We start from the raw sequence: 14,666 nt of genomic DNA on the forward strand, positions 1-14,666 counted from the left end.
ATTTGAAGCTCTCAGTTATTATATTAAATTATAATGTTCGCTACTTTTTAGAACTCTGTTTAAAAAGTGTTCAAACAGCTACCTCAAACATTGATGCAGAAATCATTGTTGTGGATAATAATTCTGAGGATGATAGCTGCCAAATGATTAGGGAATTGTTTCCAGATATTAATCTTATAGAAAATAAGACGAATTTTGGTTTTTCTAAAGGCAATAATATTGGAGTTTCACAGGCTAAAGGTGAATATATTTGTATTCTAAATCCAGATACAGTAGTTGCCGAAGATACATTTTTTAAACTTTTAAAGTTTTCAGAAGAAAAAGAAAAAGTAGGTATTGTTGGCTGCAAATTAATTAATGGGGCAGGTATGTTTTTGCCCGAAAGTAAACGTAATATTCCTTATGTGAAGGCTGCATTTAAAAAAATTTTAGGAAACCCTAAAGATTATTATGCAAATCATTTGCAAGAGAATGAAGTTGGAGGAGTTGATGTTTTAGTTGGTGCATTTATGCTTTTAAAACGGGATGTTTATAATGTTGTTGGAGGGTTTGATGAAGATTATTTCATGTATGGAGAAGATATCGATCTGTCTTATAGAGTTTATAAGGCTGGTTACAATAACTATTATTATGGAAAGTCTAGTATTATCCATTTTAAGGGAGAAAGTACATTAAAGGATAAGTCTTATGCGCGACGTTTTTATGGTGCTATGCAAATATTCTACAAAAAACATTTTAAAAAGAATATATTGTTTGATATGCTGGTTTGGCTAGGAATCGGATTAGTCTATATCTTTCGAAGAATACCAGTTTATAATCAGAAAAGAGTTAGTCAATATGTTTTTATTTCTGATGTAGTAAACGAAAAACTGAATAGAGCCTTATCTAAGAAAGTCATTTTGAAAAAAGATTTAGAAGTTGTTGAAAAACAAGCTGAAGTTATTTTTAATGGTAATAGTTACAGTTATAAAAGTATCGTTAAAATGATAGAAGATAATAAAGACAAGCAAATTACTTTTAAAATATTGCCCAAAAATTCTAATTTTGCACTAGGAAGTGATGATGCAATCTCGAGAGGAGAGATTATTATTTTAAAGTAGTTTTATTGTAAATAATTTAAAAAAAACAATGTTTTTTTATTAATTTTGCAATCGAAATAAAAAAAACAAGAGTTACGTTATTAATATGGCAAAGTTTGAAGTTAAATTACCGAAAATGGGTGAAAGTGTTGCAGAAGCAACAATAACATCTTGGTTAAAGGAGGTTGGAGATACTATCGAAATGGATGAGCCTGTTTTAGAAATAGCAACGGATAAAGTAGATAGTGAAGTGCCTAGTGAGGTAGATGGTGTTTTAGTTGAGAAGTTTTTTAATGTAGATGATATTGTTAAAGTAGGTCAGGTTATTGCAGTTATTGAAATAGAAGGGGATAATGATTCAGAAAATAATGTTGTTACAAGTGAAGATGCAGAGAAGCCTCAAGAAGAAGCTATTGAGCAAGTAGAAGAAACCATTGCTATAGCCAAAGAAATAGTTGCACCTATAACTTCAAATGATGAGCGTTTTTATTCACCACTTGTTAAAAATATAGCAAAACAAGAAAATATTAGCCAAGGAGAATTAGACGCTATTTCTGGTAGCGGAAAGGATGGACGTGTTACTAAAAATGATATTCTCGGTTATATAGAAAATAGAGGAAGTACCAATCAAGAACCAGTTGTTCAAAATAATGGAACACCTGCTATTCAATCTAAATCTGTAGAAAAACCAAAAGCACCTACGGTTCCAGTGGTTTCTAGTGGAGAGGATGAAATTATAGAAATGACCAGAATGGGCAAAATTATTGCGCATCATATGGTTGAGTCTGTGCAAACATCGGCACACGTACAAAGTTTTATTGAAGCAGATGTTACCAAAATATGGAACTGGAGAAAGAAAGTTAAGGCTGGATTTATGAAACGTGAAGGCGAGAATTTAACCTTTACACCAATTTTTATGGAGGCCATTGCTAAAGCACTTCGTGATTTCCCGATGATGAATATCTCACTTCAGGGCGATACCATTGTTAAAAAGAAAAATATTAATTTGGGCATGGCAGCGGCACTGCCAGACGGTAATTTAATAGTACCAGTTATAAAAAATGCAGATCAGCTTAATTTAGTTGGTATGACTAAGCAGGTTAATGACTTGGCAAATAGAGCACGATTAAATAAATTAAAACCGGACGATATACAAGAAGGCACCTATACTGTAACTAATGTAGGGACATTTGGTAGTATTATGGGAACTCCAATAATAAATCAACCTCAAGTAGGGATATTAGCACTCGGAGCTATTAGAAAAGTTCCTGCCGTAATCGAAACTCCAGAAGGCGATTTTATAGGAATTCGTTATAGAATGTTTTTATCACACTCTTATGATCATCGTGTAATTAATGGAGCGTTAGGTGGGCAGTTTGTAAAAGCAGTAAAAGACTATCTAGAAGCTTGGGATAGTGATAGAGAAATATAATATTCGAAAATAAATGTAAAAAAAACCAACTTTAAACAGCTGGTTTTTTTGTTTCTAGACTTTGCAATTCACTATCTTTACATCTTATCTATTAATAATTACTTAAATGCAGTTAAGCCTCACTAAACCCATTTGTTTCTTCGATTTAGAAACAACAGGAGTAAACATATCAAAAGATCGGATTGTTGAAATTTCTATTCTTAAAGTATTCCCTAATGGAACAGAAGAAAGCAAGACATGGTTGGTAAATCCAGAGATGACCATACCCAAAGAGGTTATAGAGATTCATGGTATTACCAATGAGAAAGTTGCTAACGAACCAACATTTAAAGAACTTGCCAAAGAAATTCATAACATGATTAAAGATTCAGATTTAGGAGGATTTAATTCTAATAGGTTTGATATTCCTTTATTGGCAGAAGAGATGTTGCGAGCAGATATTGATTTTGATATGAAAAACTGTTTAGCTATAGATGTACAAACTATTTTTCATAAAATGGAACAACGTACTTTAAGTGCAGCGTATAAATTTTACTGTGGCGAAAATCTGGATGGTGCGCACAGTGCAGAAGCAGACACTAAAGCCACTTACGAAGTCTTAAAAGCACAAATTGCTAAATATGAAGAGGTAGAAAATAATACGAAGTTTTTAGCTGAGTTTAGTTCAAGAAAAAAGTTTGCAGATTTTGCAGGCTTTATAGCTTACAATAAAGAAGGTGTAGAATGTTTTTCTTTTGGAAAGCACAAAGGTAAGTTAGTTACAGAAGTATTGGAAAAAGAACCAGGATACTTTGGGTGGTTACTAAATGCTGATTTTCCTTTATACACAAAAAAAGTACTAACAAGTATTAAATTAAGAAGCTTTAATAATAAGTTATAGAGAAGAAAAGAAGAAAGAACCAAGAATAAGGACAAAAGGCTCTTTTTGAAAGTCTTGTTTCTGAAAATGAAATGGTCTTTATTCTTTTATCTAAAAGAAAATGAAGCTTATTTGCATCGGTAGAAATTACACCGAACACATTAAAGAATTAGAAAATGAAAAACCTATAGATCCTGTAGTTTTTTTGAAGCCTGATACAGCGATTCTATTAAAAAAACAGTCTTTTTTCATTCCAGATTTTTCGAATGATGTACATCATGAAGTTGAAGTTTTGGTAAAAATTAATAGGGTAGGAAAGTATATTGATAGAAAATTTGCACATAAATATTATAAGGAAATTGGTTTAGGAATCGATTTTACAGCGCGAGATTTGCAAAGTAAATTAAAAGCTAAAGGCCTACCATGGGAAAAAGCTAAAGCTTTTGATGGAGCCGCAGTAGTTGGTAATTGGATGGAGGTAAGTGAGTTTAAGGATGTTGATGACATTAATTTCTCATTACAAAAAAATAACGAGATCGTTCAAAAAGGTAATACAAGTCTGATGTTATGGAAAATTAACGAATTGATAGAATATGTGTCAAAATATTTTACTTTAAAGATCGGAGATATTATCTTTACAGGCACACCGGCAGGTGTTGGCAAAGTAATTGCTAATGATAAATTAAAAGGTTTTATGGAAGATAAAGAAATGTTTTCAATAACAGTAAAATAAATGGAGCAACATTATAAATTAATAAGAGTACGCGAGTTGGCCGATAATGATGAGGATTTTATAAAAACCTTAGCTGAAACTTTTTTGGAAGAAGTGCCAGAAGATGCAGAACGACTAAAAAAAGCAGTAGCAGAGGGAGATTATTTTAATGCCTATCAAGCAGCTCATAAAATGAAACCTACAGTCGATTTATTCGAGTTAGGGATACTTGATACACTAATTGAAGTACAGGATTGGGGTAAATTCGAAAAACAAGATTTAGATATCACGTCACAGTTAAAAGTTGTAATAGATGCGGTAGATCTTGCTATTGCAGAAATAAGATCAGACTTTAACCTATAATGTTTGCTGAAATAATTACTATTGGTGATGAGCTTCTCATTGGTCAGGTTATAGATACCAATTCAGGGTTTATAGCAAAACAGCTTAATAAAATTGGCGTATCTGTTTATCAAATAACATCTATCCAAGATGATAAATCACATATTATAAAAGCTTTAAAAGAAGCAGAAAGCAATGCGGATATTGTTATTCTTACTGGAGGTTTAGGACCAACAAAAGATGATATTACCAAAAAAACAATTGCAGAATATTTTAATGATACTTTAGTTAAAGATACAGCTGTTTTAAAAAATATAGAACACCTCTGGAAACATTATGTAGGCGGAACGCTTTTGCAAGTAAATAAGGATCAAGCCTTGGTGCCATCAAAAGCACAAGTACTAATGAATAAACTAGGTACAGCGCCTGGAATGTGGCTAGAAAAAGGAGATAAAGTTTTTGTCTCACTTCCAGGTGTCCCTTATGAGATGAATGCTTTAATGGATCATCATGTCATTCCTAAATTAAAAGATAAGTATAACTGCCCTTTTATTTTACATAAAACATTATTAGTATATGGTTTGGGTGAAAGTGCCTTAGCAGATAGAATTGAATCATGGGAAGATGCCTTGCCAGAACATATTAAATTAGCGTATCTGCCAAGTTTAGGTAAAATGAGATTACGTTTGTCTGCAAAAGGATTTGATGAACAACAAGTTAAAGAGGAGGTCCAAAATGAGATTGATAAAGTACTACCATTAATTAAAAATGAATTTTTTGGTTTTGAAGATGAAGAAGGCTCAGTTGAAATAATCATTGCAAAACACCTAACTAAGATAGGAAAAACATTAGCAATTGCAGAAAGCTGCACGGGTGGAACAGTTGCAGAGCGTTTCACTGTAAATTCTGGAGCTTCAGCTTATTTTAATGGCGGTATTGTAACATATTCTACAGAATCTAAGATTAATGTTTTAGGTGTTTCAAAAAATGACATTGAAACACATTCCGTGGTTAGTTCTCAGGTAGTAGAGTCTATGGCACAAAATGCTTTGCGATTATTTCAATCAGATTTTGCCCTAGCAACAACAGGAAATGCAGGGCCTACTAAAGGAGATTCCGATGCAGAAGTAGGAACCGTTTTTATTGGAATTGCTACAAAAAATGGTGTGTATTCAGAAGGGTTTAACTTTGGGAATCACCGCGTAAAAGTTATAAATAAGGCGGTAAATAAAGCATTGGAAATGATGCTAAAAGAAATTTTTAAAAATTGATCAGATTTAGGTTGCTGTAAATTAAAGAATTTGTATATTTGCACCTCGATTTTAAGCAACAAAAAAATTAAAGTTATATATCATGTCAAGAGTTTGTGAACTTACAGGAAAGAAGGCAATGGTTGGAAACAATGTTTCTCATGCATTAAACAGAACAAAACGTAAATTTAATGCGAATTTGTTAAAGAAACGTTTTTACATTCCAGAAGAAGACAGCTGGATAACTTTAAAAGTTTCTGCATCTGCTTTAAAAACTATTAATAAAATAGGTATATCTGCAGCAATTAAAGAAGCAAAATCTAAAGGGTTTTTAAAATAATAGCTGTATTTAATAAGTAAAGAAATGGCAAAGAAAGGTAACAGAATACAAGTGATTTTAGAGTGTACAGAGCATAAAGAGTCTGGTCAACCAGGAACTTCAAGATACATTACTACTAAGAATAAAAAGAATACGCCAGATAGAATGGAGATTAAAAAATTTAATCCTATTCTTAAACGTATGACAGTTCACAAAGAGATAAAATAATAAGTCATGGCAAAGAAATCAGTAGCATCATTACAAACTGGATCTAAAAGATTAACAAAAGCTATCAAGATGGTGAAGTCACCAAAAACTGGAGCTTACATGTTTGTTGAATCCATTATGAATCCAGATCAAGTTAACGACTTTTTTAAGAAAAACTAAAACAGTACGTTTCACAATATAGTAAGCTGCTTTCTTTTTAGGAAGCAGCTTTTTATGTTTATATTTGGAAGGTTTTTCTGCCATAATAGCAGTAAAAATTTATGGTGCGAAAATTGCCATTAATAATTTTAGTGTAACTACTTGGACAATGTCATTATGTTAAGAGTTAAATGTCTGTTTGAGCGCAGTCGAAAACATTATTAAACCTTGGTTTTTAATAGCATTTCGTTAAGCTTCGCTAGGTATCTTCAATATAAAATACATTTTATATTTTGATAATGCTCCATGTGGTAAAACGGAATAAATTTTATTGATTCAATGGCATCGGCCATACGGAGATGAGGCTCTTGCAATAATTAAAATAAACAACAATCAAATAAACTTAAAATATGAGTTTTTTTAAAAAAATATTCTCTTCAGAAAAAAAAGAAACCTTAGATAAAGGTTTAGAAAAATCTAAATCCACTTTTTTTGGAAAGTTAAGTAAGGCCGTAGCTGGAAAATCTAAGGTAGATGATGCCGTTTTAGATGATCTTGAAGAAATATTAGTGTCTAGTGATGTTGGTGTAAATACAACACTTAAAATTATTGAACGCATAGAAGAGCGCGTTTCTAAAGATAAATACCTAGGGACAGACGAGCTTAATGCTATTCTTCGTGAAGAAATTGCAGGTTTATTAAGTGAAACAAATTTAGGCGAAGAAACAGAATTTGTTGTTCCGAGGGACAAAAAACCATACGTAATAATGGTTGTTGGGGTTAATGGAGTAGGTAAAACAACTACCATTGGTAAGTTAGCCTATCAATTCAAAAAACAAGGTTTAAAGGTCGTATTAGGTGCTGCAGATACGTTTAGAGCTGCTGCCATAGATCAATTACAAGTTTGGGCAGATAGAGTAGATATACCTATTGTTAAACAATCTATGGGTAGTGACCCTGCATCCGTTGCATTCGATACCTTAGAGAGTGCTGTAACACAAGATGCCGATGTGGTTATTATTGATACCGCTGGACGTTTACATAATAAAGTAAATTTAATGAATGAGCTTACAAAAGTAAAACGTGTTATGCAAAAAGTGGTAGACAATACGCCTAACGATGTATTATTAGTTTTAGATGGTTCTACAGGGCAGAACGCATTTGAGCAGGCAAAACAATTTACAGCAGCAACAGAAGTAACATCATTGGCAGTTACAAAGCTAGACGGAACCGCAAAAGGGGGTGTGGTAATTGGTATATCAGATCAATTTAAAATTCCTGTAAAATACATAGGAGTAGGAGAAGGTATTGAGGATTTACAAGTTTTCAATAAATTTGAGTTTGTAGATTCGTTTTTTAAATAATCTTAGTTTAATTTATTTATAAATATGAAAAAGCTATGTTTTGTTAGCCTTTTATTTATAGCCCTTTCCGTTAATGCCCAAATATCTAATTTAGCAAATCTAGCTTCAGGCACTATGGAAATCTTCACGCCAATTTATGAAGAAAACAAAAATATTTATGGGTATTTTACTCTTTTTAAACTTGATAAGTTAAGTCAGAATGAAGAGAAATACGAATATGTAATTCTCGACAAGAATTTGAATAAGGTTGCTAACGGTGAATTCATTGATACTACTTATAAAGGTATTTATTCAAGGTATTATAGTCCAGATAAAGTGGGGGATAATTTGATTTTGACTAAACATTATGGAAATATGAATGGCTCCATAGCATTTACATCTTCTAGAATGTTAGAAATGAATAGTAATGATATTCATGAACCATTTTATTTTAAAGATCAAAATTTATTTAAAGGGTCGAGAGAAGTTGATAATTTAAAAAAAGAACAACGCGCTATAAAATTTTTAAATGTTCCAATTGGTATGAATAATGGGTTTTTAGTCATTAAAGCAAAGAAAAAAATGACAAAAGAGAATCCTACTAACATTTATTTTTATAATCTGAATCATGAAAAGGTTTGGGAATATGATTTTGGAGATAATAAACGAGAATCTGCGTACAGGCTTATTTCATTTGATGATGATGCACTATATTTTTCTTATAATACCAAGTATCACAAAGATACCAATGCTAAATTTTTACAGATAAATTTAAATACAGGCAGATTAAATTTTAGCTACTTATTGGAAGATGTTAACTCCAAGTACAATTATAACTATACAGTGAAGAAAATTAATGACCGAACTATTTTAACAGGAAAAATAAGCCCATATAAAGTATCGGGCTATGACTATAACACTGTAGTTGGATTTTTTAAAATTGTTTTAGATAGCAAGGGGAATGAATTATTTAAAAAGCATTTTTTATGGGAAGAAGCCAACGAGTTTATAGAGATGAACAAACGCGGAAAGCTTGAGTCTGGCTATAAGTTATTTGTACAATCGTACTTCATTTTTAAGGATGAACGTATTGTTGTGTTATCAGAAAAATTTAAAGTAGGTAGTAACCTCTTGGTAGGTGGTATTGTTAAAACAACAGATTTTGTACTCTTGGAGTTTGATAATGATTTTAATCTCAAGTCTGTAGAAACTATAAAAAAAGATTTGAGTAAATTTTCATCGTCTGATTTTTTATTTGCTCAATATTTAAATGATGAAAAGGATGCCGTTTTCTTTTACCAAGATTATCAAAAAGATTCAGAGACAAAAGAGAAAAATTGGGTTTTAGGAATTGTATCTATTGTAAACGGTGAAATAAATCATGAAAAAATTCCAATGTCATCTGATGACTTTTACATTAACCCCTATATAGCTCGAGAAGGCTATATTTTATTACGAGAATTTAATAAGAATTCCGATTTTGATAAAATTAGGTTAGAACGTCTTAATTTAAACTAAGACTTATTATAATAATCGGCAATAGTTTTTATTTCATTTAAATTTAAATTCCAAATAAAGTTTAGAAACCTCTGGTAGCTTAAACTTTGTTCATTAGGAGCTAATCTATCAACATATCTATTAAGTTGGTATCTTTTCTTAGCTTCATGAATTGCTTCAAAATTAATACCTAGCCATTTTTTGTAGTAAGCATGGTTAGCACCATTAAAATTTGTCTCTAATCTATTTAAAATTAAATAAATACTTAAGCCATATTCGTTAAGGTAATAAAGATTTTCTGGGGATGACTGTTTAGCAATTTGGTTAAGATTATTAAAAGAATTGTTAAGTGGTAATTGAGTCGATTTTGTATCACTGTTTAATTCTAAAAATGATGCTTTAAGTTTTGTAATACGCTCTTCAATTTCTGGATGATCTTTTAATGAATCTAAGTCCATTTTAGATTTATAGAATTCGTAATTATAATCTTTGAAATCTTCATTTTTTAACCAATGACTTTCAAAAGGCTGTTTTGGAATATCAAATAGCTTAGTATAAATCGTTGAATCTACCATAATAGCAGGTACAGAATCATATTTTTTTAATAAAAGCAAGGCGTTTGTAAATTCGGTTTTTGGTAAATTCATATTTCTGTATAGGATATACCCAAGAGAATCAGCCTCAATTTCATGTTGTCTTCTATCTTCACCATCAGCATATAATAAATCTTTAAGTAGATTAAAAGAACGCGTTCCTCTTTTATATTTCCCAGTTTTTATTGACCTAGAAGTATTGGAACTACTTGATAAAACGGATGTATTTATGTGTGCTCTTTTTTCTATACTTTTCTTAGAATGTTCTAAAACTTGATGAGCTACTTCATGTGAAATGACCGATAACAATTGGTATTCATTTTGGAAAAAGGAAAATAAGCCAATGTTTAATATTATGGTACCATCTCCAATATTAAAAGCATTTGGAGAAGGATTTTTTGCTAAATATAAGCTAATATTCTCATTTTTTAATTTAGGATTTTTTTGTTTTAGCTTTAAGCATAAACTATCAATATAATTTTGAAAACCTTTTTCAAACAGCAACTTTTTGTTTTCAATAATTTCTAAAAACTGGGAGTTAGATTCTTTATAAAAATTTAAAACTTCTTTACGTATTTTTCCTTTATAGGATGTTTTTAATTGTTTGTTAAAGAGTTCATGTTTGGCTTTAAATTGTTTAATTAATGCTTCACGTTTTTTATAATCTGTAGTATCTATTAGTTGGTGGTTTTGGCTATGAGAACAAAATAATATAAAATAACAGGCTAAAACGGAAATATATTTCATGGACTTGGATTGTAATATCAAAAATAGCAAATCTTAAGTTATTACTAGCGTGTAGTAATTATAAGTATAAAACATTAAATTTAAAAACTGTGAGCTATGTTTCCATAATATTCTAATAAAAGCCTCTCCAAAAGCAGTTTTTAATGCCGTTACACTACCAGAGTATCTAAATAATTGGTGGACATTAAAAGGCTCAGGAATTCCTGAGTTAGATTTAGAATACAATTTGAATTTTACTGATGCTTATAATTAGTTTGGTAAAGTTTCTGAAGTAAAAAATAATGGAATCCTCCATTTAAAAATTGCAGACTCAGAATTCAATCAATCAAAGCATTAATTTTCTCCCATAGATCATTATCAAAAGATGATAAGGCAAAATTGATATTATCAGCAGCATTTCCCATTCTAATAACTACTAGTTTTTTACTGGGAACGATATAAATTTTTTGATCATTTTTTCCCAAGGCAGCATACATGTCAGATGGAGCATTTGGGACTAATTCACCATTAAACTCTAATTGACTAGCTGGTAAATGATAAGATGATTTTCCATTTAACCACCATAAATAGCCATATGATTGATTAATATTTTGTGAAGTATTAGTCGCTTCATTTAAAAAGTTTTCAGGAATTATTGAAGTGCTTTCCCATGTACCATTAGCATAAATTAACAAACCAAAACGAGCCATACTACGTGTATTACTCCAATAAACACTAAAATCATTTGAATCTATCCATGCGCCAGTCATACCAATTTTGTTTCTCAATTTTGTGTTAAAATAATCAGACCAACTTTGGTTACTGGTTTGAGAAACCACATCCTGCATTTTTACATAAACATTATGATATGCCCATCTTGTACCAGCATCAGCTATGTATTTAAGGTTTATAGGGGAAACACTATCTCCTAAACCATCATCCAGACCAGAATTCATAGATAATAAGTTTTTACAAGTAATTAAATTTTCTTTTTCTAAAGTAGCACTAGTCCAACCTGTTCCTAAATAATCGGAAACCTTGTTATTTATATTTATTAACCCTTCTTTTTGGGCAATTCCAGAAATAGCTGTGGTTAATGTTTTACCAGCACTTGCCCAATACCATGGTGATGTTACTGTATGATTACCGAAGTACTGCTCAACCACGATTCTACCTTCATGCAGGATCATAAAACTTTTTGTGTTTTTATTTTCTAAATAATCTAATAAAGGTTGTAGGGCAGAGGTATTCCATTCTAAATCTACAAGAGGTTTGGTTTCCCAAACTTCAGTATTTATAGGAGGGAAATATAGAGCATTATTAACAGCCTTTGGGAGTACTGACGAATCATCTTTGGAGCAGCTAAATAAAAAAGCCAGTATTAATAGTGAGAGGCAAACTAAATTTTTCATAGTTGTAGGTTTAGTAATTAAGATCTCCAAATATATAAAAGGTTTAATTAAGGTTGTATCTTTGCGCCCTGAATTGATTACCGTTATTAATTAAAAAGATTTCCACATGCGTGGAAAAATAGTATGCGTACAAAAACTCTTAAGAAAAACAAGATAAATGTTGTAACTCTTGGCTGTAGTAAAAATGTTTACGACAGTGAAGTGTTAATGGGGCAGCTTAAAGCTAGTGGTAAAAATGTTGTTCATGAGGAAGAAGGAAATATTGTGGTTATTAATACTTGTGGGTTTATTAATAATGCAAAAGAAGAAAGTGTGAATACCATCTTAGAATTCATGCAAAAAAAGGAAGCGGGAGATGTTGATAAGGTATTCGTTACAGGGTGTTTAAGTGAGCGTTATAAACCAGATTTACAAAAAGAAATTCCAAATGTGGATGAGTACTTTGGAACGACAGAACTGCCAGGATTGTTAAAAGCTTTGGGAGCTGATTATAAACATGAATTAATAGGAGAGCGCTTAACAACAACACCTAAAAATTATGCTTATTTGAAAATTGCCGAAGGTTGTGACAGGCCCTGTAGCTTTTGCGCCATCCCAATTATGCGAGGTAAGCATAGAAGCACGCCTATAGAAGATATTGTTGTTGAAGCTGAAAAATTAGCAGCAAATGGTGTTAAAGAACTCATTTTAATAGCTCAGGACTTAACTTATTATGGTTTAGATTTATACAAAAAGAGAAACTTAGCGGAATTATTAGAGGCTTTAGTAAAAGTAGAGGGAGTTGAATGGATTCGTTTACATTATGCATTTCCTACAGGATTTCCAATGGATGTTTTGGATGTTATGAATCGAGAGCCTAAAGTTTGTAATTATATAGATATTCCGTTGCAACATATTTCAGATGCTATTTTAAAAAGCATGCGTCGTGGTACTACTAAAGAGAAAACTACCAAGTTACTTAAACAATTTAGAGCAGCTGTTCCGAATATGACCATTAGAACAACACTTATTGTAGGGTATCCTGGGGAAACGGAAGAAGACTTTCAAACATTGAAACAATGGGTTACCGATATGCGTTTTGAGCGTTTGGGTTGTTTTACATATTCTCATGAAGAAAACACACATGCTTATAATTTAGAAGATGACGTTCCTGAAGAGGTAAAGATTGAACGCGCTAATGAAATCATGGAAATACAATCGCAGATTTCATGGGAACTCAATCAAGAAAAAATAGGGAAGACCTTTAAAGTGGTTATTGATAGGAAAGAAGGGAATTATTTTATTGGACGTACCGAATATGATTCACCAGATGTTGATAACGAAGTGTTGATTGATGCTACTAAAACCTATTTAAAAACAGGAGAGTTTACTGCCGTAAAAATTATTGAAGCAGAAGACTTTGATCTTTATGGAGAAGTAATTGTTTAAATTTGTGATAGGAACTATAATTAAAAAACGCTTCAAAGTTGAAACAAACAAACTCTGAAATGTTTTATAGTATCAAAACTTAAGATATGATTTTAAATGACTTTTCATATTTTCTTTCTTCCATTAGTAAAAATCCACTTCGGGTATTGGATGCATCTATTCCAAATACCAAATACATATCTTTAGATTTATCAGAATCCAATAAAGCGCTAAATAATATTGATGTATCATCATCTTCAAGATTGGGGGCGTATATTAATAATCATATTAAAAAGCATAATGCCTTGGTGGCGTATGGAGGGTATTTAGAAGTTCGAAATATATATAAACGCAGTTTACATTTTAATAAGCAAGCTGAAGACGGACGTAATATTCATCTAGGCATTGATTTATGGTGTCCTGCCAATACGCCAATTGATACACCTCTTGATGCTACCGTTCATAGTTTTAAAAATAATATAAATTATGGCGATTATGGCCCAACCATTATTTTAAAACATACGATCAACAAAGTCGTATTTCATACACTTTATGGGCATTTGAGTTTAGCTTCTATTAAAGATTTAAAAGTAGATCAAACTTTTAAACAGGGAGAGCAGATCGCGACTCTTGGAGACTTTGCCGTAAATGGTGATTATCCACCACATTTACACTTTCAAATTATAAAAGATATACAAAACCATATGGGGGATTACCCTGGTGTTTGTAGTAAAAAAGATTTAGAATTCTATATTGAAAATTGTCCAGACCCTAATATTCTAATGAAGCATGTATAGAATATAAACTCACACTATTTAAGTAAATAACATCAGTTTAATTTTTTTTATAAAAAATAATATTAAAGAAATGATTTTCAGGTTTTAATATATCGAGTTCGTGTTATATTAAAGTGTCTCATATTTTATATAAAGATTTGCTATTAAGCTAGTAAATATTATATAATGGCTTCTTTACCTCGGGTTCTTGTTCTAATTCTTATAGCATCTTGTACATCGTAAATAAATATTTTTCCGTCACCAACTTGTCCTTCAGAGCTATTATCCAGTATCGTATCAATACACTTATCTAGATTAGAATCACTGACTATGCACATAATCATTATACGAGTATGCAAAATCATAGATTGCTCTGTACCTCGATAGCGCTCGGAATAACTCTTTTGCAGTCCAGAACCTTTTACAGGAATTACTGTAAGGCAAGGAATGTCCGCGTCTTTTAATCCTTTTTGTACTGCTTTTAATTTTGATGGTCTTATTATGGCTTCTACTTTTTTCATGAGACTATGATTTAATGTTTTTATTTATGTTA

General features: G+C 31.3%; 17 protein-coding genes. 13 read left to right on the forward strand and 4 right to left on the reverse strand.

What is annotated here, in order from left to right:
• Positions 1-2: 2 nt before the first annotated feature.
• The 11 genes from EM932_RS02345 (at position 3) to EM932_RS02395 (ending at position 9,220) form a co-directional block, all read left to right on the forward strand.
• Positions 3-1,100 carry a glycosyltransferase family 2 protein gene (locus tag EM932_RS02345; RefSeq protein ID WP_135875096.1) on the forward strand — a complete coding sequence of 366 codons (1,098 nt, stop codon included), beginning with the start codon at positions 3-5 and terminating at the stop codon, positions 1,098-1,100.
• A gap of 85 nt (positions 1,101-1,185) precedes the next feature.
• Positions 1,186-2,511, forward strand: coding sequence for a dihydrolipoamide acetyltransferase family protein (locus EM932_RS02350; RefSeq protein ID WP_135875098.1), 1,326 nt, complete (start codon positions 1,186-1,188; stop codon positions 2,509-2,511).
• 106 nt (positions 2,512-2,617) lie between these two features.
• Entirely contained in the window at positions 2,618-3,391 is a 774-nt protein-coding gene (locus EM932_RS02355; RefSeq protein WP_135875099.1) for a 3'-5' exonuclease, read from the forward strand.
• Positions 3,392-3,491: 100 nt separating this feature from the next.
• Entirely contained in the window at positions 3,492-4,103 is a 612-nt protein-coding gene (locus EM932_RS02360) for a fumarylacetoacetate hydrolase family protein (protein ID WP_135875101.1), read from the forward strand.
• Positions 4,104-4,445 carry an Hpt domain-containing protein gene (locus tag EM932_RS02365; RefSeq protein ID WP_135875103.1) on the forward strand — a complete coding sequence of 114 codons (342 nt, stop codon included), beginning with the start codon at positions 4,104-4,106 and terminating at the stop codon, positions 4,443-4,445.
• Positions 4,445-5,695, forward strand: a complete 1,251-nt coding sequence (locus EM932_RS02370; RefSeq protein ID WP_135875105.1) for a competence/damage-inducible protein A — start codon at positions 4,445-4,447, stop codon at positions 5,693-5,695. The genes EM932_RS02365 and EM932_RS02370 overlap by 1 nt, the downstream gene beginning before the upstream one ends.
• An 82-nt stretch (positions 5,696-5,777) precedes the next feature.
• Positions 5,778-6,014 (forward strand): 50S ribosomal protein L28, encoded by a 237-nt coding sequence (gene rpmB / locus EM932_RS02375; protein WP_135875107.1) that lies wholly within the window; start codon positions 5,778-5,780, stop codon positions 6,012-6,014.
• Positions 6,015-6,038: 24 nt separating this feature from the next.
• On the forward strand, positions 6,039-6,221 hold the full coding sequence (rpmG, locus tag EM932_RS02380) for a 50S ribosomal protein L33 (protein WP_007648529.1): 183 nt from the start codon (positions 6,039-6,041) through the stop codon (positions 6,219-6,221).
• 6 nt (positions 6,222-6,227) lie between these two features.
• Complete coding sequence (locus EM932_RS02385) at positions 6,228-6,380, forward strand: DUF4295 domain-containing protein (RefSeq protein ID WP_135875109.1); 153 nt, start codon at positions 6,228-6,230, stop codon at positions 6,378-6,380.
• A gap of 389 nt (positions 6,381-6,769) precedes the next feature.
• Positions 6,770-7,723, forward strand: a complete 954-nt coding sequence (ftsY, locus tag EM932_RS02390; protein ID WP_135875111.1) for a signal recognition particle-docking protein FtsY — start codon at positions 6,770-6,772, stop codon at positions 7,721-7,723.
• 24 nt (positions 7,724-7,747) lie between these two features.
• The gene (locus EM932_RS02395) at positions 7,748-9,220 is read left to right on the forward strand and encodes a DUF6770 family protein (RefSeq protein ID WP_135875113.1); all 1,473 of its coding nucleotides are present in this window, start codon (positions 7,748-7,750) and stop codon (positions 9,218-9,220) included.
• Here the strand turns inward: EM932_RS02395 and EM932_RS02400 are convergent.
• From EM932_RS02400 to EM932_RS02405, 3 genes are all read right to left on the reverse strand, one after another.
• Positions 9,217-10,539 (reverse strand): M48 family metalloprotease, encoded by a 1,323-nt coding sequence (locus tag EM932_RS02400; RefSeq protein WP_135875115.1) that lies wholly within the window; start codon positions 10,537-10,539, stop codon positions 9,217-9,219. The genes EM932_RS02395 and EM932_RS02400 overlap by 4 nt on opposite strands.
• A 33-nt stretch (positions 10,540-10,572) precedes the next feature.
• Positions 10,573-10,764 (reverse strand): hypothetical protein, encoded by a 192-nt coding sequence (locus tag EM932_RS21040; protein ID WP_145988291.1) that lies wholly within the window; start codon positions 10,762-10,764, stop codon positions 10,573-10,575.
• Positions 10,765-10,856: 92 nt separating this feature from the next.
• Positions 10,857-11,930, reverse strand: a complete 1,074-nt coding sequence (locus EM932_RS02405) for a serine hydrolase domain-containing protein (protein ID WP_135875117.1) — start codon at positions 11,928-11,930, stop codon at positions 10,857-10,859.
• Positions 11,931-12,053: 123 nt separating this feature from the next.
• On the opposite strand from EM932_RS02405, the gene rimO reads away from it, so the two are divergent.
• Both rimO and EM932_RS02415 read left to right on the forward strand, forming a co-directional pair.
• Positions 12,054-13,358, forward strand: a complete 1,305-nt coding sequence (rimO, locus tag EM932_RS02410; protein ID WP_135875119.1) for a 30S ribosomal protein S12 methylthiotransferase RimO — start codon at positions 12,054-12,056, stop codon at positions 13,356-13,358.
• Between the two features lie 86 nt (positions 13,359-13,444).
• On the forward strand, positions 13,445-14,134 hold the full coding sequence (locus tag EM932_RS02415; RefSeq protein WP_135875121.1) for a peptidoglycan DD-metalloendopeptidase family protein: 690 nt from the start codon (positions 13,445-13,447) through the stop codon (positions 14,132-14,134).
• A 158-nt stretch (positions 14,135-14,292) separates the two neighbouring features.
• On the opposite strand, the gene EM932_RS02420 is transcribed toward EM932_RS02415, so the two are convergent.
• The gene (locus EM932_RS02420; RefSeq protein ID WP_135875123.1) at positions 14,293-14,634 is read right to left on the reverse strand and encodes a P-II family nitrogen regulator; all 342 of its coding nucleotides are present in this window, start codon (positions 14,632-14,634) and stop codon (positions 14,293-14,295) included.
• Positions 14,635-14,666: the final 32 nt, after the last annotated feature.

The organism is Flavivirga rizhaonensis (assembly GCF_004791695.1).
GTDB lineage: Bacteria > Bacteroidota > Bacteroidia > Flavobacteriales > Flavobacteriaceae > Flavivirga > Flavivirga rizhaonensis.